Source organism: Natronorubrum halophilum, from assembly GCF_003670115.1.
In the GTDB taxonomy this organism is placed as follows: Archaea; Halobacteriota; Halobacteria; order Halobacteriales; family Natrialbaceae; genus Natronorubrum; species Natronorubrum halophilum.
Genome location: NZ_QQTY01000001.1, coordinates 278,394 through 300,765 on the forward strand (window position 1 = coordinate 278,394; position 22,372 = coordinate 300,765).

The window sequence follows — 22,372 nt, forward strand, 5'->3', positions numbered from 1 at the left end:
ACCGTCCGATTCGTGGAAAAAACGCCTCGAGTCCGATTCGCCGAACCCAACTACCAGGGTTCGTTCTTCAGCCCGAGTTTGTAGGCGATCACGTTGGTCGTGACGTGTAGAATCGGCGTTAGAATCACGACGACGGCAACGACCTCCCACGTGAATACGTCGAAGAACCACTCGCTGGCCAACAGCGCGGTCAGGGGCAGCGAGACGACGACGAAGTCGAGTTGGTCGAGTCCGGGAAACATCGCGCCGCGCTGGCGGCCGGAACGGCGTTTCAGGAACGACGCCAGGATATCGCCGAGCATCGCCCCGGCAGCGAGGCCGAGCGCGGCGAACGGCGTGAACTCCGGTACGTCCACACCGGTCGCGCTGTTGACGTCGGGCGCGAAGAGGCTCAAAATACCCGCGAGAGCGAGGCCAGCAATGATTCCGGCAGCGGTTCCACGCCACGTTTTCCCGTCGCCCAACATCCGCTTGTCACCCCACGTCCGACCGCCGTCGATCGGTCGTCCGCCGCCAGCCAACACCGCGGCATTGTTGGGGACGTAGGCGGGCAACATCGCCCAGAACGCGATCACGATCGTCTCGAGGATTGCCATATCCGCGGGAACGAACCGCCGTGTCTTAATCGGCGGTGGTTCGCACCCGAGTTATCGCGGGGACTTCGAGTCGCCCGACCCCAGCGGAATGAGACCCCGCACCTTACCCAGCGGAGTGAGATCCCGCTCCGTCCCCGACCGACCGCCACACGAACCACAGATGTACACAGTATCTGTAACACCTATACACGAAAAACTTTTAGCACTCCTGATCGATCCACCTCCTAGAGGCCCTGTTATCGTGTCACGAGATATCTTCGACGAGGCGGAGTACGAACGGCGGGTGAATCGGACGAAAGAACGGTTACGCGAGGAGGAACTCGACGCCATCGTCGTTTCCGACCCGGCCAACATGAACTACCTCACGGGGTACGACGGCTGGTCGTTCTACGTCCATCAGGCCGTCATCGTCACGCCGGACCACGAGGAACCGGTCTGGGTCGGCCGCGAGATGGACGCGGGCGGCGCGCGCGCGACGACCCACCTGTCCGAACCCAACGTTCTCACCTACAGCGACGATCACGTCCACTCGCCGCACGACCTCCATCCGATGGACTACGTCGCGGGCGTCCTCGAGGACCTCGACGTCGAAGACGGGCGTATCGGGCTCGAGATGGACGCCTCCTACTTCACCGCGAAGTCCTACACCCGACTCCAGCAAAACCTCCCCGACGCCGAGTTCGAGGACGCGACGCTACTGGTCGGCTGGGTCCGAATCAAGAAGTCCGAGCGGGAACTCGAGTACATGCGCGAGGCGGCCCGCATCTCGGAGAACGCGATGCGGGCCGGCCTCGATACGATCGAGGAGGGCGTTCCGGAGTACGAAGCCGCGGCCGAGATCTACGAGGCGCTGATCACCGGCACCGACGAGTACGGCGGCGACTACCCCTCGATCGTCCCGCTGATGCCCTCGGGCGACCACACGGACACCCCGCACCTCACGTGGACCGACCGTCCGTTCGAGGACGGCGACCCGGTCATCATCGAACTCTCGGGCTGTCGCCACCGATACCACTCCCCGCTCGCGCGGACGATGTTCGTCGGCGACCCGCCCGAGGAACTCGAGCGAACCGCCGATATCGTCGTCGAGGGGATCGAAACCGCCCTCGACGTCGCCGAACCGGGCGTCACCTGCGAAGCCGTCGAAACGGCCTGGCGCGAAACCATCGCGCAGTACGGTCTCGAGAAGGAGGATCGAATCGGCTACTCGATGGGGCTTGGCTACCCGCCGGACTGGGGCGAACACACCGCGAGCATCCGGCCCGGCGACGAGACGGTACTCGAGGAGAACATGACGTTCCACATGATCCCCGGCATCTGGACGGAAGCGGTCGGCATGGAGATCAGCGAAACGTTCCGCGTCACGTCCGACGGGGCGGAAACGCTCGCCGACTTCCCGCGACGACTGTTCACGACATAACGACCACTTCGCACTCACCCTACCAATGACTACGACACCAACGCAACAGGAGGCAGAACCGGACGACGATCTCGATTCGGCGCTCGTCACCGCCCGCCGACAGCTCGAGCGCGCGGCGACGCACGTCGATGTCGACCCCGGCGTTATCGAGCGCCTGAAACACCCGACCAAGGTCCAGCAGGTCTCGGTTCCCCTCGAGCGCGATGACGGCTCCGTCGACGTCTTCACCGGATACCGCGCCCAGCACGACGACGTCCGCGGGCCCTACAAGGGCGGACTGCGATACCATCCCGAGGTATCCGCCGAGGAGTGTACCGGCCTCTCGATGTGGATGACCTGGAAGTGCGCCGTGATGGATCTCCCCTTCGGCGGCGGAAAGGGCGGTATTTCCGTCGATCCCAAAGCGCTGACCGAGGACGAGACCGAACGGCTCACGCGCCGGTTCGCCGAAGAGCTGCGCGACGTCGTCGGGCCGACGAAGGACGTTCCGGCACCGGACATGGGTACCGACGCCCAGACGATGGCCTGGTTCATGGACGCCTACTCGATGCAACAGGGCGAGACCATTCCCGGCGTCGTCACCGGTAAGCCGCCCGTCGTCGGCGGCTCCTACGGCCGCGAGGAGGCACCGGGACGCTCGACAGCGATCGCCGCTCGAGAGGCCGTCGACTACTACGACCGCGACCTCTCGAACACGACGGTCGCCGTCCAGGGATTCGGGAGCGTCGGCGCTAACGCCGCTCGCCTGCTCGAGGACTGGGGTGCGACAGTCGTCGCCGTCAGCGACGTCAACGGCGCGATCTACGACCCCGGCGGCCTCGCGATCCACGAGATCCCGACCCACGAGGAGGAACCCGAAGCCGTCCTCGCACAGGACGCACCGGAAACGATCTCGAACGCGGAGATCCTCGAACTCGACGTCGACGTGTTGATCCCGGCCGCCGTCGGGAACGTCATCACGGCGGACAACGCGGACGCCATCGCGGCCGACATCGTCGTCGAGGGTGCGAACGGCCCGACCACGTTCGCCGCCGACACCATCCTCGAGGAACGCGATGTCGCCGTGATTCCCGACATTCTCGCCAACGCCGGCGGGGTGACGGTGAGTTACTTCGAGTGGCTCCAGGACATCAACCGCCGCCAGTGGTCGCTCGAGCGCGTCAACACGGAACTCGAAGAACACATGCTCGAGGCCTGGGCGGACGTCCGCGAGGAAGTCGAGGAGAAGGACCTGGCGTGGCGCGACGCCGCCTACGTCGTGGCGCTGTCGCGGATCGCCGAGGCGAAGGCGACGCGCGGGCTCTGGCCGTAATTTCCGCCGGCCGGCTATCGTCACCCCGTTCTCTCGACACCCGTCTACGCGACCGACCGGGGGAATTGCGCGTTCGTCTTCGAGAGTCGCTTGCTCGAGGAACACCGTCGGTACCGACGACAGACGGTCACTCGATCGAAGTTTGTGGTCAGCGTCGCTCGATACCGATATACGCACCGAGCTGTCCAACGACATCGTCGACGAGCGACTCGTCGAGCGTGCCGAGCTCACGATCGATTCGAGTCGTCTCGACCGATGCGACCGCCCACGGGAGAATGGAACTGTCCTTCGGGAGACCACCGCCGATGATATCGTCGTCGTCGATCGGAACGCGCTCGTCGTACCACATTTTCGTCGAGAGCGTGAGTGCGATGTACTGGTCGCCGTGAAACGGCCGCATCCGTTCCGATAATCAGCCACGGTCGACTCGCATCGTCGCCCTTAAACGGATCATCCGCGAAGACGATCGTCCCTCGCTCGTGCGTCATTCGCTCGCTTCGATCCACTCGTCGCGATCCTCGTCGCCGTAGAGTTCGTTGAACCGCTGGATCGTCCGATGGAACTGGTGTGCACGACGAAGCCGTTCCGTGTCGTCCGTAATGGCCCAGTACGAACCCTTGTGTCGAACGAGATCCTGTTCCTTCAGCCGGTTGAGTACCGCCGAGATCGAGTTCTCGTTGACGTCCGATCGTTCGGCGATCGTCGACGCCTTCCACGCCTTGTCCCTGTGTTCGTAGAGGAACCGGAGCACTCGTTCGGCGTTACTCGGCTCTTCGAGTTCCGCGGACGTCCGCTCTTCGAAATCTTCGATATCGATCGGCATATCTGGAATAACGAGCTGCATCAATAAAAACGTATTCGAGCTATTATCAATATGGCGTGTATCATAGTATCCGATGTATCCTCTATATTTTACGTCGGCCGTCGACGGATAGGTCTACCCGAGAAATTAACGCGAAACTCGAGCCACACCATCGTCTCACAACCGTTACTCCGCCGACAGCGCCGCCGAAACCTTCTCGATCGGATGCGGTGGATCGCCGCAGCCGTCGTACGTCGACAGCTGCGACCGACAGGAAGCTCCGGGCGCGACGACAGTTTCGCCGTCGCTCGAGTCGATCTGATCGAACAGCACCTCTCCGATGGCTCGACTCAGCGAGTAGTGTTCGGCCTCGTAGCCGAAGGAGCCGGCCATGCCGCAACAGCCCGAATCGAGCGCGTCGACCTCGTAGCCGACGGTCTCGAGGACCGTCGCCGCGTGGCCGTCCTTCTTCGTCGCCTTCTGGTGGCAGTGGCCGTGGTAGGTCAGGCGCTCCTCGAGTCCGCCGTCCCCGGTCGGCAGTCGATCAGCCAGATCGAACCGCTCTACGTACTCCATGACGCCGTAGGTGTTCGCCGAGATCCGTTCCACGTCGCGCCCGGAAAGCAGGTCCAGGTAGTCCGACTGGAGCATTACGGCGTCCGAGGGCTCGACCAGGACGACCTCCCAGCCGTCCTCGACGGCCGGCGTCAGCGCGTCGACGTTCGTCCGAGCGCGCTCCCGGGAAACGTCGAGGAAGCCCTTCGAGTGCGCCGGCCGGCCGGTCGACGTCACGCCCTCGGGAATCCGGACGTGGACGCCCGCCGTCTCGAGGACCTGCACGGCAGCCTTCCCGGCTCGCGGGTGGTTGTAGTTCGTGTACGTATCCGGGAAGAGCAACACCTTCCGGTCGGCGTCCGCTTCCGAAACCTTCGGCCCGCGCTTTGCGAACCAGTCCTCGAAGCTCTCGCTCGCGAACGTCGGCAGGTCGCGCTCGCGGGCGATCCCGACCGTTTTTTCGGCGATCGTTCCGACACCCGGCAGCGAGGCCGCCCAGTTCGAGAGCGGTGCGAGCGCGGAGCCGACGGCGTTCAGTCGGTCGACGTTCGCGAACAGCTTGTCCCGGAGGCTCGAGCCGTGTTCGCGGTGGTGGGCGTGTTCGACTTCGGCCTTGAGCTTCGCCATGTCGACCTCGCTCGGACAGTCCCGCGCACAGCCCTTGCAGCCGATACAGAGGTCCATCACCTCGGCGACGAACTCCTCGTCGGTGGGGTCGACCTCGAGTTCGCCGTCCATCGCCCCCCGGAGCATGTTCGCCCGGCCGCGGGTGCTCAGACTCTCCTCTTCGGCCGCGCGATACGTCGGACACATCACGCCGCCGGTCGTCGCCTGGTCGCCGCGGCAACCGCCACAGCCGTGACAGAGTTCGACCATGCCCTGCATGCCGTTGTCGGTGTCCCACTCGAGGGCGGGTTCGAACCCCGCGTCGAACTCGTAGTTGGGCGAGAACCGGAGGTGCTCCGTCATGTCGTGGTCGCCACAGACGTTCCCCGGGTTCAACAGCCAGTCCGGATCGAACGCCGTCTTGAGGTCGCAAAAGAGCGACCAGACGTCGTCGCCGTACAGTTTCCGATTCCACTGCGTTCGGGCGCGGCCGTCGCCGTGCTCGCCCGACACGCTCCCGCCGTACTCGACGACGAGGTCGGTCACCGCGTCCGAAATCGCCTCGAACTGGTTCAGCCCGGCCGGACTCTTGGTGTCGACCAGCGGTCGCATGTGCATACAGCCCGGTCCGGCGTGGGCGTAGAAGCTCGCGAACGTGTCCTGTTCCTCGAGGACCGCTTGAAAGTCGGCGACGTAGTCCGCGAGGTTCTCGGTCGGGACGGCCGTGTCCTCGATGAAGGAGATGTGCTTCGCGTCGGACGTCCGCGACAGAAGGATTGGCGCGGCGCTCTTCCGAAGTTTCCAGAGTTCCGCCTTCCCCTCGGCGTCGTGGGCCTCGAGGGCGTCGAAAGCGCGGACGGGGTCGCGCCCGGCGGTCACGTTTCCGTCGCCGTCCGCGTCGCTCGCATCGGCCGTCGGATCGGGCACGTCCTCGTCTGGGAGCCGATCCCGGAGCAGTTCCGCGACCTGCTCGCGGCCGTTTTCGTCGCCGTCGCCGTAGAACTCGACCAGCAGTGCCGTCTCGGTATCGGCGGGAAGCCGGTCGGCCACGGCGGCGAACTCCTCCGTCTCTCGAGCGAGATCGAGCAACACGTCGTCGATCGCCTCGATCGCCGCCGGATCGTGCGTCCGGACGATGGTGTCGACGTCCGCCATCGCCTCGAGCAGGTCGTGGTAGGTCAGGAGGGCGACGGAGGTGGTCTCGGGGACGGTCTCGAGCGAGAGGGTCGCCGCCGTCACGATGCCGAGGGTCCCTTCGCTGCCGGCGAAGACGCGCGCGAGGTTGACCGTCGCGTCGGGATCGGGTTCGTCGTCGGTCACGACCGATTCGTCGGTGTTTTCGTCGAACCCGGTCGGATTGCCGTAGGCCTCCGCAACCAGTCGGTCGAGGTTGTACCCCGACACGTTGCGCTTCAGTTGCGGGAACACCTCCCGGATCGCGTCGGCTTCCTCGTCGATCACGCGACGCAGGGCCTCGTGGATCCGCTCGAGCAAGTCGCCCTCCGGATCGGCCCGTTCGCGAAGCTCCGCGACCGATAGCTCGCCGAAGCGCTCGACGGAGCCGTCGGCGAGGACGACTTCGACCGCTTCGACGTACGCATCCGTCTTGCCATACTGCAGCGAGTGCGCGCCGGTGGAGTTGTTGCCGATCGCCCCGCCAACGGTACTACGGTTCCCGGCGGCGGGATCGGGCGCGAACTTCAGATCGTGGGGGGCGAGCGCGTCGTTGAGATCGGCGAGAATCGTACCCGCCTGGACGGTCGCTCGTCGCTCGCCAGGGTTGAGCGAGCACAACTCGTCCATGTGCGTCGTGAGATCGAGAACGACGGCCTCGTTGACCGCCTGTCCGGCGAGACTGGTCCCGCCGCCGCGCGGGAGGACCGGAACCCCGTGCTCGGCGCAGTACTCGACGACGTTCGCGATGTCGGCCGTCGATCGCGGCAACACGACGCCGACGGGCGTCATCTCGTAGGCGCTGGCGTCGGTCGCGTACAGCCGTCGGCTGTACTCGTCGAACCGGACCTCGCCGTCGACGCGCTCGCGCAGCGCCGACACGAGTTCGGGTCGGTCGATGTCGCCGCCGACGTAGTCGTAGTTCGCCCGAGCGTCCGCCGCCGGATCGCCCTCGCGCGGATCGTCCGGCGGCCCGAGATGGCTCTCGTCCGGGGTCGACGTCTGGTCGCTGTGGTCGGTCGTCGACGGCGAGTTATCGGTAGCCATTCGCTTAGCTCGAGTCCGGTTGGTAGACCGCGTTCTCGAGGTCGTCGCCCTCGCCGGCCTCGAGCGCGCTCACGTTGTTCGCGACGATGTCGGCCAACCGCTCCCAGTGTTTGGGCGTGTGGCCGCCCGTGTGGGGGGAGATCAGGCAGTTCTCGAGGTCCCAGAGCTCGTGGTCGTTGGGCAGGGGCTCGGGATCGGTGACGTCGAGGGCTGCGCCGCGAATCCCGTCGAACTGCAGCGCCGAGACGAGCGCGTCGGTGTCGATGATGCCGCCGCGGGCCGCGTTGACGACGACCGCGTTCGGCGGCAGCGTCGCCAGCGCGTCTTCGTCGACGAGGTTGCGCGTCAGATCGTTGAGCGGGCACGCGAGCACGACGTACTCGCTTCGCGAAAAGGCCTCGTGGATATCCTCCGCCTCGAAGCTCAGCACTTCGTCGGTCGGTCCGCCCTTCGACGGCGTGTAGCGGATCCCGATCGTCTCGACCTCGAACCCCTCGAGTCGCTGGACGATCTCCTGACCGATCGAGCCGAGACCGACGACCGTCACGGTGCTGTCCGTGAACTCGTGGGACTGGAAGTGGCGCCACTCGTTGTTCGCCTTGCGTCGCCAGCCCTCGTGGAGGTTCCGCGCGAAGACGAGCATGTTGGCGATCGACTGTTCGGCGATGCCGGGGGCGTGGATGCCACCCGCGTTGGTGACGGCGACACCGTGGTCGGCCAGCGCGTCCATCGGGACGTGGTCGGTGCCGGCGAACGTACACGCGAACAGTTCGAGCCGGTTCGCGCGCTCGAGAAGATCTTCCTCGATCGTGATGCCCGTCACGACCCGCGCCCGGGGCACGAGTTCGCGCTCTTCGGCGGGCGTTCGCGCGAGCGCGACGGTGTGGTTCGGCAGGCGCTCGCGCAAGGTTTCGGCGTACGACTCCATCGACAGACCTTCCGTCCCCTCTCGGAGGACGACGACGTCTGGGTTCGTGCTCATATGGGATGGTGTGGCGTCTCGAGGACGCGTTGCCCTATGATTGTCATCGCTTGCCTTATCCCTTTTGTGTATCCGTCGTAAACACTGATTGTGTATAATTAAGTCGCTGGGGCGCGTCAGTGACCCGCATGAACGAGCCGATACGCGACCGCCTCGTGACCCTCCGTCGGAGTTTGCACCGCCACCCCGAGCCGGCGTGGCGCGAGTTCTACACGACGGCCCAACTCGTCGAGGAGATCCGAGCCATCGGCGTCGACGAACTCGCCGTCGGGCCGGACGCCTACGACCCCGCCGATCGGATGGCCGTTCCCGAGGACCACCGACTCGCATCGTGGGACCGCCGCGCTCGCGAGCGCGGCGCCGATCCAGATCTGCTCGAACGAATGGCCGGCGGCAACACCGGTGCCGTCGCCGTCCTCGAGCGCGGCGAGGGACCCGCCATCGGCCTCCGGGTCGATATCGACGCGCTGTTCATCGAGGAGTCTGACGAAACGGGACACGATCCGGCCACCGAGGGCTTTCGCTCGGAGATCGAGGGGACGATGCACGCCTGCGGCCACGACGCCCACATGACCTGGGGGCTGGCCGCCCTCGAGGCGATCGCGGAGAGCGACTTTTCCGGGCAACTGGTCGTCTTCTTTCAGCCCGCCGAGGAGACGAGCGGCGGGGGGTGTCCGATGGCGAGGAGCGAGTTCGCCGAGGACTTGGACTACCTGCTGGCGATCCACGTCGGCCTCGATCATCCGACGGGCGAAGTCGTGGCGGGCATCGAGAAACCACTCGCCATGTGCCACGTCGACGCCACGATCACGGGGACCTCCGCGCACGCGGGGAAGGCACCGAACGAAGGCGATAACGCGATGCACGCCATGGGGACGGCGATCGAGAACGCCTACGGTATCCCCCGCCACAGCGACGGGATGACCCGGGTGAACATCGGCTACGCCGAGGCCGGCTCCGCGAGCAACGTCATCGCCGAGGAAGCCCACATGGAGGCCGAAGCGCGCGGCGAGACCACCGAACTGATGGAGTACATGAAGGACCGACTCGAGCGAACGGTCACATCCGCCGCGACGATGCACGGCTGTCGGGCCGACGTCGAGGTCGTCAGCGAGTCGCCGCGAGCCGACAGCGATCCCGAACTCCAGACCCTCGTCAGCGAGGTCGCGAGCGGCGTCGACGGAATCGATCGCGTGGTGCCGGCCGCCGACTTCGGCGCGAGCGAGGACGCGACGTTCCTGATGGAGCGCGTACAGCGAGACGGCGGGCTGACGACGTACATGATCGTCGGCACCGACCACCCGACGAGTCACCACACGCCGACGTTCGACGTGGACGAGGCGAGCCTCGAGCACGGCGTCGACGTTCTCGTCGAATCGATCCGCGAACTCGAGCGGCGGCACCCGGTTCCACGCGTCGAGGACTCGGAGCACGCGGAGGGCGATAGATGAGTCGCCGACTCGTCACCCCCGAGGACGTCGAGACGGCTCGAAAGCGGATCGACGACGTCGTCCACCGCACGCCCCTCGACACCTCGCGAACCTTCGCCGAACTGAGCGGTGCCGACTCCCTGGGGCTCAAACTCGAGAACGTCCAGCGAACGGGCTCGTTCAAGATCCGCGGCGCGTACAACACGATGGCCCAGCTCGCTCCCGAGGAGCGCGAGGCGGGCGTCATCTCCTCGAGCGCGGGCAACCACGCGCAGGGGGTCGCACTGGCCGGTAACCTGCTCGATATCGACACGACGATCGTCGTTCCGGCGGTGACGCCCGCGGCGAAGATCGAGGCCACCCGCGGCTACGGTGCCGAGGTCGTCGTCGAGGGCGACATCTACGAGCGCTCCTACGAGTACGCCCTCGAGCGCGCCGAGGAAACGGGCGAGACGTTCGTCCACCCCTTCGACGACGAGGCGATCATCGCCGGGCAGGGGACCATCGGCCTGGAGTTGCTAGAGCAATATCCCAGCATCGACACCGTCCTCGTCGCCATCGGCGGCGGCGGGCTGATCTCGGGTATCGGGACGGTGTTGAAGGCTCGCGATCCGAATACTCGCGTGATCGGCGTCCAGCCGGCGGGTGCGTCTCACGCGAAGCCGTCGCTCGAGGCCGGCGAGATTCGGGAACTCGAGGACGTCGACACCGTCGCGGAGGGGATCGCCGATACGCGCATGCTCGAGACCACGTTCGCGAACGCTCGCGAGGTCGTCGACGACGTGGTGAGCGTCAGCGACCGCGAGATCGCCGCCGCCGTGACGCTGCTCGCGGAACGCGCGAAGACCGTCGCCGAGAGCGCCGGTGCGGCACCGCTTGCGGCCGCGCTGTCGGATTCGGTCGGACTGGACCTCGGGGGCGAGCACGTCGGCGTCGTGATCTCGGGGGGGAACGTGAACCTCACCGAACACGCCGAACTGACCCGGACCGGACTGTACGAACTCGAGCGCTACGCCGAGGCGAGGCTGGCCGTCGCGGGGTGGCCGACGACCGTCGGTGCCATCGTCGAGGCCGTCGAAGCCGAGGGTGCCGAACTGGACGTCCTCGAGCGCGCCCGACGCGGCGCGGTCGACGAGCCGAATCGAGTTCCGGTGACCGTGGGACTCGAGGGCAGCGGCCCGGAGCATTTGGACGGCGTGCTCGAGACACTTTCCGAACTCGAGGGGGTTTCCGTGGTCGAACGCTCGCTCGCATAACCACCCGGAGCACACTGTTGGCGCGCTGAACCGCGACGAGCGAAAGCGAGGCGCGGTTCGAATACCGCGAGGTCATCACGAACGGAGTGAGTGATGGTTCGGAAGGCGCGAAGCGTCTTCCGGTGGATGAGTGAGTGAACGGGGTGAACGAACGAATCGGCTGGGGAGGACGTGGGAATCCCCGTTGCCACGATTCGAGAGTATTTGTTGGCAGTGGTGGCGGAAACAAGACAGAGTGTCCTGCTCACACTGGCAACTAGGGTTTCCACGTCCTCCCCAGCCGATTCGTTCAGTCGCTCCCTCCTTCACTCACCCCTCGCACGCCTTCGGACCGCGCCTCGCACCGCTCGTCGCGGCCCAGCGCGCGCCACCGCACGTGGATAGTCCGAACTGGGCGAACAGCGGACCAAAAACCAACTCGAGAATACAAAACCCGATTACGCGGCCTTCGCGCTCGGGCCGACGGCGTCGATCGCCTCGAGGAAAATATCGATCCCGAACGCGATTTCGCGCTCGCTCGAGTCCAGCGGCGGGAGCAGCCGGATCGTCTTTTTCCCGCAGCCGAGCGTCAGCAGGCCGCGCTCGAGCGACGCCTGAACGACGGCGGTCCGTCGCTCGGGGGTGTCGAACTCGACGGCGAGCATGAGCCCTTTTCCGCGCACGTCCTCGACGTACTCCGGCGAGTCGTCGCGCAGCAGTTCCTTCGCCTGTTCGCCGCGCGTCGTGGCGTTGTCGAGCAGGTCGTACTCGTCGATGGCCTCGAGAGTGAACGTGCCCATCATCGAACCGAGCAGGTCGCCGCCGCCGAAGGTCGACCCGAGCCGGTTCTTCTCGCTGGGGAAGATCTCGGAGCGCGAAATCGTCGCGCCGACGCGCAGGGCCTTCGCGCTGGCGATGACGTCGGGTTCGATCGGGTAATGATCCGAGGCCCAGATCTCGCCGGTGCGACCGACGCCGGACTGGATCTCGTCGACGACGAGCGGAATGTCGTACTCGTCGGTCACGTCCGCCACCTCCTGCATGAACGCCTCGCTGGGGAAGCGGTAGCCGCCGACGCCCTGAATCGGCTCGAGGGTGAGGAACGCGATTTCCTCGGGGTTGATGTGGCCGCCTTCGGGCGACAGCGAGTTGCGAAGCTGCGAGCCACCGTCGGTGAAGAAACCGCAGTCACAACTCGCGGGGTCACAGCCGCGGTCCGCACAGAACGGCACCGTCTCGATCCCGGCGATTTCGGGGTAGTGGCGCGTGTAGACCTCCTTGGACTTCGTGATCGAGAGCGTGCCGAAGGTTCGGCCGTGGAAGCTTCCCGCGAAGGCGATGCCGTACTTCGAGGGCGCGCGGTAGTCGTTCGTGATCTTCATCGCGTTCTCCATGGCCTCCGCCCCGGAGTTCGAGAGGAAGACCGTGTCCATCCCGTACTGGCTCGAGACGTCGGTCAGTTTCTCCATGAGGTGACTCGAGCCGGGAACGGTCGTGTCCTCGGGGCTCGGACCGGCGCCGAAGTACATGTCCTGACCGGCGATCTTCATCGGTTCGACGAGATCGAACTCCCGGAACTTCTCGAGGATCTTCTCGTTGTTGTAGCCGAGCGGCGCGGCACCGATGTGACAGGTGAAATCGAGCAAGACGTTTCCATCGACGTCCGTGACGAAGGGGCCGTCGGCCTCGCGGGTGATGTCCCAGACGAACTCGTGGGAGTACTCGCTCGGCGCGGCGTTCTTCCCGTGAAACGCGACCCATTCGCGAGCGTTGGGGCCGGGGAAGGCGTCCACGCTCGGTTCGGCAGTGTCCCTATCCATACACAGATAATGTGTACGTCGTACATTAAATGTTATTATGGATCGGCGCGACAGTCGGCAGAAAACGAGGTCGGGTATCGAGGCTCAGTCGTCGTCGCCCGGCTCCGCGGTCGTCGTCGGCTCGTCGGATTTGCTTTTCGCCGATCCGTAGATGACCGTCTCCTCCTGGAACAGCACCCGTCCGTTGGTGCCGCTCAAGTTCTTGATCAGCGAGAGCATCGCGAGGAAGCAGACGATCGCGAACGGCGCGCCGGTGATGACGACCGCTTGCTCGAGCGCGCCGGTGCCGTCCTGACCGCCGAGGATCATCAGGATCGCGGCGGTCAGGCCGAGGACGATACCCCAGAAGACCCGGTTGATCGTCGACGGCGACTCCTTGCCGCCGGTGGTCATCATCGAGACGGCGAGCGTCGAGGAGTCCGCCGACGTGATGAAGAACGTCGTCACGAGGACGAGGAACGCGACCATGAGTATCGCACCGAACGGCAGGGCGTCGAACAGGATGAAACCGGAGACTTCCGCACCCGCGTCTCCGGCGATGACCGCGCCGAAGTCCGCAGCAGCCGTGTCCTGCAGGTAGACGGCGGTACCGCCGACGAACGTGAACCACGGGATCGTCGCCGCGGAGGTCGCCACGATGCCGGTGAAAGCGACCTCGCGGATGGTTCGTCCCTTCGAGATGCGGGCGATGAACAGCCCGGCGAACGGGGACCACGAGAGCGCCCACGCCCAGTAGAAGACGGTCCAGTCTTCGACCCAGGTGGTGCCGCCCTCGCCGGCGCCGGTGTAGAGGCTCATCGTCACGAAGTCGCCGATCATCCCGCCCATCGCCTGCGAACCGAGCAGCAAGAGGAACATCGACGGACCGAGGATGAACGTCGCGAGCATGAGCACGACGAACAGGCCCATGTTGAAGTTCGAGAGGCGGCGGATCCCCCTGTCGACTCCCAACACCATCGAGAACGTAAACAGGATCGTCATCGTCGTCACCACGACCAGCACCCCGATATCACCGAAGTTGAGTCCCCACTGGTACTCGAGGCCGCTGATGAACTGACTCCCGATGAAGCCGAGCGAGGTCGCGACGCCGCCGATCGTCGCGAACACGGCGAGGATGTCGATGACTTTCGCGACCGGCCCATCGAGGTTCTCCTTCCCGAGAATCGGCGTCAGGGCCGACGAGACGCGCAGTGGCACGCCGTCGTAGTTGTACGCGAAGTAGCCGATCGCGATGCCCATGATCGTAAACACCGCGAGCTGGGGCAGCGCCCAGTGGAACAGCGTCTGCTGGATCGCGTACGGTACCGCTTCGCTCGTGCTCCCTTCGACGCCGAACAGTGGATTGGGATCGGCGTAGTAGAACAGTCCTTCGGTCGGCCCCCAGAACACGACGCCCGCGGCGAATCCGGCCGAGTACAACATCGAGAAAAACGAGATGAAGCTGTACTCCGGATCCTCGTCGCCCAGCTTGAGTCGTCCCCACGGACCGACGATCAAGTACAACAGGAAGACGACGATCAGGAACACGATCACCAGCAACGCCCAGCTCATGTAGCTGAGCATCTCCCCGTGCACGGTATCGATTCCGCTGGCGACGAAATCGCGATCGATGAAGAACGCGACGATCACGCCGATCGTCAACAACGCTCCGAACAGGAAGACGACCGGATCGAGTTCGTCGAAGAAACGACGGACCATCCCCTGTTCGCTGTTACTCATCCACCCTCACCCCTAAAATCGGATGACGGCCAGCCGTTCGTACCCACCGTCCTCGGTTGAGACGTACCATGCTGCGCAATGGCATACCGAACCAATTATCAGTATATCGTATAAGTATTTTCTTTTCGTACCCGTCATACACAGATTGCGTTTATTAGACGAGCGGGCCGCTGGCGGCCTACACGATGACCGTTATTGAACGTTCATCCAAAAAAACCCGGAAACAATCGATACACGGATTCAAAGATGATCTTCGCAACCGCTATCTGGAACTGGTGTCTCCGGCGATTGCAGGAGTAGCGAAAGTTACTGCCTGCGTACTCGTTCACATACTGTAGTCGATCCGCGCTCACAACCTGAGCCAACAGACGATCCGATTGCCGGCGGAAATCGGTCGCCACACGGCGGCCGTCTCAGTTCGTGATGTCCTCGAGTTGCCGGTCGCGCTCCGCGGCGCTCTCGGTTACCCGTTCGCCGAACTCGTCGACGCGGTCTTTGATCTCCTCGCGCGTCGCCTCGGGCGAGAACGTCTCCGACATCGTCAACAGCCGAACGAACGCGCGGAGTTCCTCGTCCGTAAGCTGGGCGAACTCCTCGTTCTCGAGTTTCTCGACGACCTCGTCGACGTCGATCTGGCCGACCGGTTTGACGTTGAACTCGACGTTCACCATCCGATAGTTCGAACCGGCGAGTTGCTGTTCGGCCTTCCCGACGCCCTCCGAGAGCATGTCCTTGAACGGCGTGTGATAGCCCATCGTTCCGAGATGGAGGAAGGCGAGCATGTCGGTGATTCCCTGCGTGTAGGCGTCGCGCCCCTCGTCGTCGGGGTCGAAGACCGTATTCAGGTCACGTTCTTCCAGATACTCGAAGAGGATGCTGAAATCGAGAACCGCGTTGCGAACCCGGCGTCGAATCCGGTTTCGCTTCTGTTTTTTCGAATGATCCGTGTAGTCCGTTTTCCGGCCGAGCAGGAAATCACGGTCGGAGGGCGTGAGAATTCCGCGCGGTCGATCCGAGTCCGCCGCCGTTCGTAACGACTCCGGCACGTCATCCTGGCTCATATCTGGTACACAGGGAGCACGCGAATTAACGTTTCTGATCCGCCGAACGTGATGGTTGTCAAACAGATCGGCGCTCCGAAGAGCCCTGCTAGGGCCGCCGTCGGGAGAGTTCGACCGCGGTATCGGCGAGCACCGACACGCCGATCTCGAGGCTCTCTTCGTCGATATCGAACGTCGGCGTGTGGTGGCTCGTCGGGTGGTCCGACCCGACGAGGACGTACGACGCCAACCCGTTGTCACTTTGGACGCGCTCCATCAGGTAGGTGACGTCTTCGCTCGCGCCGAAGTCGGTCGTCGGAACCACCGACTCGACCCCCGAAATCTCCCAGGCTACGTCGCCGACGAGCGCCCGGAGCGCCGGATGGCTGTCGACGCGCGGCGACTCCCCGAGGACCCGCGGCGTGACGTCGCAATCGTGCATCTCGGCGGCGGCGTACAGAACGCGCTCGAGTTCCGTCCGAGTGTACTCCATCAGCGCCGTCGTCTCGCCGCGGACTTCGGCCTCGAGCGACACCTCCTCGGCGATGACGTTGCTCGCGGTGCCGCCTTCGATCTGCCCGACGTTCACGCGGGTCATCCCGTCGCTGTGACGGGGAATCGCGTACGCGTTCTGGATCGACGTCGCAGCCGCCTGCATCGCGTTCGCGCCCGCGTTCGGCGCTTTGCCGGCGTGGGCGCTCGCCCCTTCGAACGTCGCGGTGAGGTGCGCCATCGCCAGTGGCTTTTCGATCCCGGCGACGATCTCGCCGGTCGGATGGTCCAGACCGAGGTGGACCGCGAGGAGGTAGTCGACGTCGTCGAGATAGCCGCCCGCGGCCATCGCCTTGCCGCCGCCGGAGATCTCCTCTGCGGGCTGGAAGAACACCTTCAACGTCCCCGTAAAGTCGCTGTGTTTGACGGTCTCTATGGTTCCGAGCCCCATCGCGACGTGAGCGTCGTGGCCGCAGGCGTGCATGTAGCCGTCGTGTTCGGATCGAAAGCCTTCGGCGGCCGGTCGGTGGTCGTCGGCAGCCGATTCCGTCATCGAGATCGCATCGAGATCGACGCGCAACCCGATACAGGGGCCCGAGCCCTGCTCGAGGACCGCCACGACGCCCGTGTGACCCCCGTCGGTGCGCTCGAGAATGTCCGACCGAACCCCCGCCTCGCGCGCTCGCTCGAGCCACGGCTCGAGTTCCGTCTCCGACGGGACGGCCATGCGCTCGTCGGTCGCCAGCGACTCGCGACCGACGGCGATCTCGTCGACGCCGAGCCGCTCGAGTTCGTCGACGACCCGAGCCGTCGTCTGGAACTCGCGCCAGCCGGGTTCCGGGTGACGGTGGAACGCCCGCCGTAAGTCGCGCAATCTGGTGGGCAGATCGTAGGACATTGTTGCCGCATCTAGGCGGAGGAGCTACTTAGTCGTGATCAATAATCGGATAGAGACGATCGCCGTGAGAGTGCTTATAGCTGGTAGGATAGCCTAGAAGGGAGCCGTCGATCGCTCTTTCAAGAGCCCACAGAAGTCGATTCGTGGGCGCAAATTCCCGTTTGGTGCCCGCCAAATTCTCACGGGGGTTTACTTCGGTCTCACGCCATGCCCGAAACAGCGATGACGACCCTCCCCGTGTGGATCGAGGACCGAATCGACCCCACGCTCGAGAAAAAACTCACGCAGCGCCACGTCGTCGAGGTCATGCTCGAGGCCGAGCGACCGTTCTTCTCCATCCAGCAACTGCAGGCGCTGGTGGGGCCGACGGTGAGCAAGGAAACTATTCGAAACCGGCTCAACGAACTCCGCGAGATCGACGTCGTGGCCGCCGAGACCTATCCCGAGACGATCACGCTCTACTACGTGAACCATCCCGAATCCAACTGGCCGCTCTCGCCTGAGGGCCGGCAGGCGCTCGCGTACGACTCGCCGCTCGAGACGCTCTCGCTGGGCGACTTCCTCCGACTCCGGAACCCTGCCGGTATCAGAACGCTAGTCCTCGCGGGGTTTCAGCTCACGCTCGTGCTGTTCAGTACCGGCGTCCTCCTGTGGGCGCTCGGACTCGACGCGCCGGTCTCGGCAACCTCGGCGATGGCGGAAGCCGCTGGAAACCTCTTCGTCGTCTGTCTGGTGTTGCTCGTCGCCGAACGCATTGCCCGAGCGGTTCGCGACGGCGGCCGCGATAGTGCCGTCTCGGCTACCGAGCGGTCCACGCCGAAGTGACGAGTCGAGAGTGCCACCCACGAGAACACGACAGTAGATTACAACGATACGATGTCCACGAATACGTCACCGACCGACTCGCCGTCGAACGAACCGTCTCCGTCCGAACAGTCGTCGACGCCGCCCGGCCCGGCACTCTTGGCCGAGCGATCGCTGCTCGGCATCTTCGTCCACTTCTTCGCGATCGTTCCGTTGTGGGGCGTTCTCGTCGCCGGACTGGTGTACCGGTTCTCGAGTCACGAGTTCACTCGAGCCAACGCGCGAAACGCCTTCAACTGGCAACTGCTCGTCACGGGATCGATCGCGGCGACGTTGCTCGGGGTGTTCGGCCTGTCGGCACTGGTCGACCGAGTCGCTCTGCCCGGATTGATCGAAACCCTCGTCTTCCTTCCAGTGCTCGCTGTCATGATCCTCATGTTCGCGCTCACGTGGCTGAACTTCATCTTCCCGTTCGTCGCGATGGGAAAGGCGATCTTCGGTGGCGCGTGGAACTACCTGTTCGTCCCCGATTTCCTCCGACTCGTCGCGACACGCACGCGATTCGGGCAGAAATATAGTAACAACTGAAACGATTTACACACTGATCGTACAGCTGTCGTGCGATCAGCTGTGCATTGACGTTCAGTGGCTACTATAGTGTGCGAGGTGAGTCTTAGCCGAGGTACGCGATCGCGTCCAACTCGACGCGAACGTCCTCGGGCAGCCGCGAGACCTCCACGCAGACGCGCGCTGGCGGTTCCTCGTCGAACTTCGCGCCGTAGGCCTCGTTGACCGCGTCGTAGTCCTCGAGATCGGTCAGATAGACGGTGACTTTGACGACGTCGGCGAGGCCGTCGCCGCCGGCTTCGTCGACGACGGTCGCGATGTTCTCGAGTACCCGATCGGTTTGCTCTTGAACATTGCCGTCGACGACCTCGCCGGTTTCGGGATCGACGGGGCCGTAGCCGGAGACGTAGCACGTGTCGCCGGCGCGGACGCCCTGCGAATAGGGGTTGTCGTTGCTCGGTGCGCCGTCGGTTTCGATGGGGTCTGTGTCGGACATGGTGAACTCGAAATTCGGATCCGAGACCGAGACGACCGGTTCAGGCCGCCTGAGTCGCGTCGGTAGTCGCGTGTTCGATCGCCTCGACCACGATATCGAGCGCCGTTTCCGCCAGATCGTGCGTGAGCACGAGCGGCGGCAGGAATCGAAGGACGTTGCCGTGTCGGCCGGCCGTCCAGATCAGGACGCCGCGCTCGAAGCAGTACTGCTGGATCGCGTCGACGACGTCGCCGTCGGGCGCACCGGTTTCGTCGACGAACTCGGCCCCGATGAACAGCCCCTCGCCGCGGATCTCGGCGAGGCGGTCGGTTTCGTCGGCGGCATCGCGAAGCCGGCCCCGAATGTATTCGCCGAGTTCGCGCGCGTGTTCGAGCAGGTCGTGTTCCTGAATGTACTCGATGGCGCGGGTGCCGGCTCGCATGCCGACGACGTGGCCGCGGTAGGTGCCGGCGTGGTCGCCCGGACCCCACGTGTCGAGGTCCTCGTGGTACATCGTCGCCGACAGCGGGAAGCCGACGCCGCCGAGCGCCTTGGCGGAGGTCATCACGTCCGGCGTAACGCCCGCCCAGTCACTGGCCCACCACTCGCCGGTGCGGCCGAGCCCGCTTTGAATCTCGTCGAAAACGAGGACGACGTCGTTGTCGGTCGCGATCTCGCGAAGCCCGCGGAGGAACCCGTCCGGCGGGGTGATGATCCCGCCCTCGCCCTGGATCGGTTCGACGATGATCCCCGCCGGGTTAGCCAGCCCGCCGTAGGGATCTTCCACGATGGCCCGAACCTCCTCGAGCGCGTGATCGACGGCCTCCTGGGGCGTCTTGTCCTGCCGGAACGGGTACGGATACGGCGCGTGAACGACGTCCGAAAGCAGCGGCGTGTAGTGGCCCTTGAACTTCTTGTTCGAGGTGACGCTCATCGCGCCCGTCGTCGCGCCGTGATAGGCACCGCGGAACGCGATGAGGCCGTCGCCGCCCGTGTTGTATTTCGCCAACTTGATCGACGCCTCGATGGCGTCGCTGCCGGTCGGGCCGCCGAAGACGACCTTGTTCCGGTCCCGTAGCCCGGCGGGCGCGATCTCGTTGAGTTTCTCGATCAACTCGAGGCGCGCTTCCGTCGGAAAGTCGACCGTGTGGACGAACTTGTCCGCCTGCTCGTGGACGGCCTCGAGCACGTAGGGGTTCGAGTGCCCGACGTTGAGCACGCCGATCCCCGCAAAGAGATCGATGAAGGTGTTTCCGTCGGCGTCGCGAACCGTCGCGCCCTTCCCTTCCTCGAAGGCGATGGGAATATCGTCCGGGTACGCGACCGCGTTGCTGTCGATTTCGTCCTGTTTCTCGAGCAGCGCTCGGGTGTTCGGCCCGGGGACGGAGTCGACGTTCGGTGCGTCGTCGAAGTGAATGTCGTCGATCGGCGGTCCTGCCGTCATAGGTCACCTCAGGTGAAACAGATATTAATAACTTGTCCACAGTATCCATAGAACGTGTATACAAATATTGAATGGTTCCGCGTTACCGAAGCGCAGCGTCGGCCACGGTGAGTTCGAATCGCACGCCGTCGGGCAGCGGTCAGTGCTCCTCGGATGGAGGTCAGTACTTCTCGGACGGAGATCAGCGATCAGCTTCGACCTCGGCCGGTCCCGTCCGTTCGCGACGCGGCGAACGATCCGGTCCGAGAGACGTACAAACTCCCTTATAATTGGCGACCAAACTGCCGAGCATGATCCCTCCGATCGCGAACCGCTTCGTCGCGGGAGAGGGGCCGGCACAGGCCCTCGAGCACGTACAACGACTCAACGAGCGAAACGTCGCGGCGATCGTCAACCTGCTGGGCGAACACTACGACGAGCGCCCGCCCGTTCGATCCGACGCGGGGGAGTACCGGGCGCTTGCCGGCGACATCGCGAACTCCGATCTCGAGGCCTGCATCTCGGTCAAACCCTCACAGCTGGGGCTCGATCTGGGCGAAGACGTCTTTCGCGAGGAACTCTGGGGCGTGGTCGACGCGGCGGCCGAACACGGCGTCTTCGTCTGGATCGATATGGAGGACTACACGACGACCGACGCGACGCTGGACGCCTTCGAGGAGCTCGCCCGCGAGTACGGCGAAACCGGGCGATCCTCGTCGGATCAGGGATCCGACGCCGGTGTCGGGCTCTGCGTCCAGGCGAATCTCAAACGCACTCGCGCGGACGTCGAACGACTCGCGGACGTGCCCGGAAAGGTTCGGTTCGTCAAAGGGGCATACAACGAACCGGCCGACGTCGCCTACCAGGACTCGGAACGGATCAACCGAGAGTACGAAACCCTTCTCGAGTACGCGTTCGAACACTACGACGGCGGAATCGCGGTCGGGAGTCACGACCCGGCGATGATCGACCGCGCGATCGAACTTCACGAGCAACACGGTACCGACTTCGAGATCCAGATGCTCATGGGGGTTCGCGAGACGGCCCAGTACGACCTCGCCGAGGAGTATTCCGTCTATCAGTACGTTCCCTACGGCGATCGGTGGAAATCGTACTTCTATCGCCGCGTCACCGAACGGAAGGAAAACGTCTGGTTCGCCCTCAGGGCGATCCTCGGACGCTAAAGGGAAGGGCTCATTAGCCCCTAGTGTGAGGTGGCGTACATGGCTTCGTGGAAACGGGATTTCGCGAGCGGGCTGATCGTTCTCGGTCCCATTCTCGTTACCCTTTACGTTATCTACTGGCTCTACGGAATCGTCGCCGGGATCACTCCCGGTCTCATCCTCGATTCGGGGGCCCTGAGACCGCTCATTCCCGGGGACGGCTCGCAGGCCGTGCAGACTCGCGAGCAACTCGCACAGTTCCTCCGCGTCATCGTCGCCCTGACCGTCTTCGTCATCCTCACCTTCTCGGTCGGATACCTCATGCGGACCACCGTCGGCGGACTCGTCGAACGGGTCGTCGACAACGTGGCGAACCGCGTCCCCGTGATACGGGTCGTCTACAACGCGTCGAAGATGGCCGCCGAAACCGCGTTCGGCGAGCAAGAATCCCTCCAGAAACCCGTCAAACTCGAGACCTGGAACGGGTTATGGATGACGGCGTTCAAGACCGGGAAGACCACCGAGGACGGCCGCGAAGTGCTCTTCTTGCCGACGTCGCCGAACATCACGACGGGATTCGTCGTCGAGGTCGAACCCGAGCGGATCATCGAACTCGACGAGGACGTCGAGGACGCTCTCACCCGCGTCCTGAGCGCCGGGTTCGGCGACGCGAACCGAAACCGCGGGATGGAAGCCGGCGTCTCGATCGACGTCGTCGACGAGGCGAGAACCGACTCCCTCGAGAACTCGAAGAAGGGACACGGTGACGGCGCGGCGGCGGAGAACGACGACGATTGAGACCACACTGACGTC

The 22,372-nt window shown here is 64.6% G+C and carries 19 protein-coding genes; 8 read left to right on the top strand and 11 right to left on the bottom strand.

The window, feature by feature from the left end:
* Positions 1-50: 50 nt before the first annotated feature.
* Positions 51-596: a CDP-2,3-bis-(O-geranylgeranyl)-sn-glycerol synthase gene (locus tag DWB23_RS01295; RefSeq protein ID WP_121741006.1), complete on the bottom strand. Its 546-nt coding sequence runs from the start codon at positions 594-596 to the stop codon at positions 51-53.
* Between the two features lie 241 nt (positions 597-837).
* On the opposite strand from DWB23_RS01295, the gene DWB23_RS01300 reads away from it, so the two are divergent.
* Positions 838-2,016: a M24 family metallopeptidase gene (locus DWB23_RS01300; RefSeq protein WP_121741007.1), complete on the top strand. Its 1,179-nt coding sequence runs from the start codon at positions 838-840 to the stop codon at positions 2,014-2,016.
* 25 nt (positions 2,017-2,041) lie between these two features.
* Complete coding sequence (gene gdhB / locus DWB23_RS01305) at positions 2,042-3,328, top strand: glutamate dehydrogenase GdhB (protein WP_121741008.1); 1,287 nt, start codon at positions 2,042-2,044, stop codon at positions 3,326-3,328.
* Positions 3,329-3,476: 148 nt separating this feature from the next.
* Here gdhB and DWB23_RS01310 read toward each other — a convergent pair whose 3' ends face one another.
* From DWB23_RS01310 to DWB23_RS01325, 4 genes are all read right to left on the bottom strand, one after another.
* Positions 3,477-3,728 (bottom strand): hypothetical protein, encoded by a 252-nt coding sequence (locus tag DWB23_RS01310; protein ID WP_238717320.1) that lies wholly within the window; start codon positions 3,726-3,728, stop codon positions 3,477-3,479.
* A gap of 84 nt (positions 3,729-3,812) precedes the next feature.
* On the bottom strand, positions 3,813-4,151 hold the full coding sequence (locus tag DWB23_RS01315; RefSeq protein ID WP_121741883.1) for a helix-turn-helix domain-containing protein: 339 nt from the start codon (positions 4,149-4,151) through the stop codon (positions 3,813-3,815).
* A 165-nt stretch (positions 4,152-4,316) separates the two neighbouring features.
* On the bottom strand, positions 4,317-7,511 hold the full coding sequence (locus DWB23_RS01320) for an FAD-binding and (Fe-S)-binding domain-containing protein (RefSeq protein WP_121741009.1): 3,195 nt from the start codon (positions 7,509-7,511) through the stop codon (positions 4,317-4,319).
* A 4-nt stretch (positions 7,512-7,515) separates the two neighbouring features.
* Complete coding sequence (locus DWB23_RS01325) at positions 7,516-8,493, bottom strand: NAD(P)-dependent oxidoreductase (RefSeq protein ID WP_121741010.1); 978 nt, start codon at positions 8,491-8,493, stop codon at positions 7,516-7,518.
* A gap of 128 nt (positions 8,494-8,621) precedes the next feature.
* On the opposite strand from DWB23_RS01325, the gene DWB23_RS01330 reads away from it, so the two are divergent.
* Together DWB23_RS01330 and DWB23_RS01335 are read left to right on the top strand one after the other, a co-directional pair.
* Positions 8,622-9,944, top strand: a complete 1,323-nt coding sequence (locus DWB23_RS01330) for an amidohydrolase (RefSeq protein WP_121741011.1) — start codon at positions 8,622-8,624, stop codon at positions 9,942-9,944.
* Complete coding sequence (locus DWB23_RS01335) at positions 9,941-11,179, top strand: threonine ammonia-lyase (protein ID WP_121741012.1); 1,239 nt, start codon at positions 9,941-9,943, stop codon at positions 11,177-11,179. Before DWB23_RS01330 ends, DWB23_RS01335 begins: the two co-directional genes overlap by 4 nt.
* A 437-nt stretch (positions 11,180-11,616) precedes the next feature.
* Here the strand turns inward: DWB23_RS01335 and DWB23_RS01340 are convergent, their stop codons facing one another.
* The 4 genes from DWB23_RS01340 to DWB23_RS01355 all read right to left on the bottom strand — a co-directional run bounded on the left by DWB23_RS01340 (position 11,617) and on the right by DWB23_RS01355 (position 17,127).
* Positions 11,617-12,978, bottom strand: a complete 1,362-nt coding sequence (locus tag DWB23_RS01340; protein ID WP_121741013.1) for an aminotransferase class III-fold pyridoxal phosphate-dependent enzyme — start codon at positions 12,976-12,978, stop codon at positions 11,617-11,619.
* Between the two features lie 84 nt (positions 12,979-13,062).
* On the bottom strand, positions 13,063-14,697 hold the full coding sequence (locus tag DWB23_RS01345; RefSeq protein ID WP_121741014.1) for a BCCT family transporter: 1,635 nt from the start codon (positions 14,695-14,697) through the stop codon (positions 13,063-13,065).
* Between the two features lie 413 nt (positions 14,698-15,110).
* Positions 15,111-15,758 (bottom strand): hypothetical protein, encoded by a 648-nt coding sequence (locus DWB23_RS01350; RefSeq protein WP_121741015.1) that lies wholly within the window; start codon positions 15,756-15,758, stop codon positions 15,111-15,113.
* 88 nt (positions 15,759-15,846) lie between these two features.
* Positions 15,847-17,127, bottom strand: coding sequence for an amidohydrolase (locus tag DWB23_RS01355; RefSeq protein ID WP_121741016.1), 1,281 nt, complete (start codon positions 17,125-17,127; stop codon positions 15,847-15,849).
* A gap of 222 nt (positions 17,128-17,349) precedes the next feature.
* Here DWB23_RS01355 and DWB23_RS01360 point away from each other — a divergent pair, with 222 nt between their 5' ends.
* Together DWB23_RS01360 and DWB23_RS01365 are read left to right on the top strand one after the other, a co-directional pair.
* A complete protein-coding gene (locus DWB23_RS01360; RefSeq protein ID WP_121741884.1) occupies positions 17,350-17,952 on the top strand; it encodes a helix-turn-helix domain-containing protein in 603 nt (200 codons plus the stop codon).
* A 51-nt stretch (positions 17,953-18,003) separates the two neighbouring features.
* Positions 18,004-18,519, top strand: coding sequence for a DUF4870 domain-containing protein (locus DWB23_RS01365; protein WP_121741017.1), 516 nt, complete (start codon positions 18,004-18,006; stop codon positions 18,517-18,519).
* 85 nt (positions 18,520-18,604) lie between these two features.
* Here the strand turns inward: DWB23_RS01365 and DWB23_RS01370 are convergent, their stop codons facing one another.
* Positions 18,605-18,994, bottom strand: a complete 390-nt coding sequence (locus tag DWB23_RS01370) for a Rid family detoxifying hydrolase (RefSeq protein ID WP_121741018.1) — start codon at positions 18,992-18,994, stop codon at positions 18,605-18,607.
* A gap of 40 nt (positions 18,995-19,034) precedes the next feature.
* The gene (locus tag DWB23_RS01375) at positions 19,035-20,417 is read right to left on the bottom strand and encodes an aspartate aminotransferase family protein (RefSeq protein ID WP_121741019.1); all 1,383 of its coding nucleotides are present in this window, start codon (positions 20,415-20,417) and stop codon (positions 19,035-19,037) included.
* 290 nt (positions 20,418-20,707) lie between these two features.
* On the opposite strand from DWB23_RS01375, the gene DWB23_RS01380 reads away from it, so the two are divergent.
* Both DWB23_RS01380 and DWB23_RS01385 read left to right on the top strand, forming a co-directional pair.
* Positions 20,708-21,580: a proline dehydrogenase family protein gene (locus tag DWB23_RS01380; protein WP_121741885.1), complete on the top strand. Its 873-nt coding sequence runs from the start codon at positions 20,708-20,710 to the stop codon at positions 21,578-21,580.
* Between the two features lie 39 nt (positions 21,581-21,619).
* Positions 21,620-22,357 carry a DUF502 domain-containing protein gene (locus DWB23_RS01385; protein WP_121741020.1) on the top strand — a complete coding sequence of 246 codons (738 nt, stop codon included), beginning with the start codon at positions 21,620-21,622 and terminating at the stop codon, positions 22,355-22,357.
* Positions 22,358-22,372 lie beyond the last annotated feature (15 nt).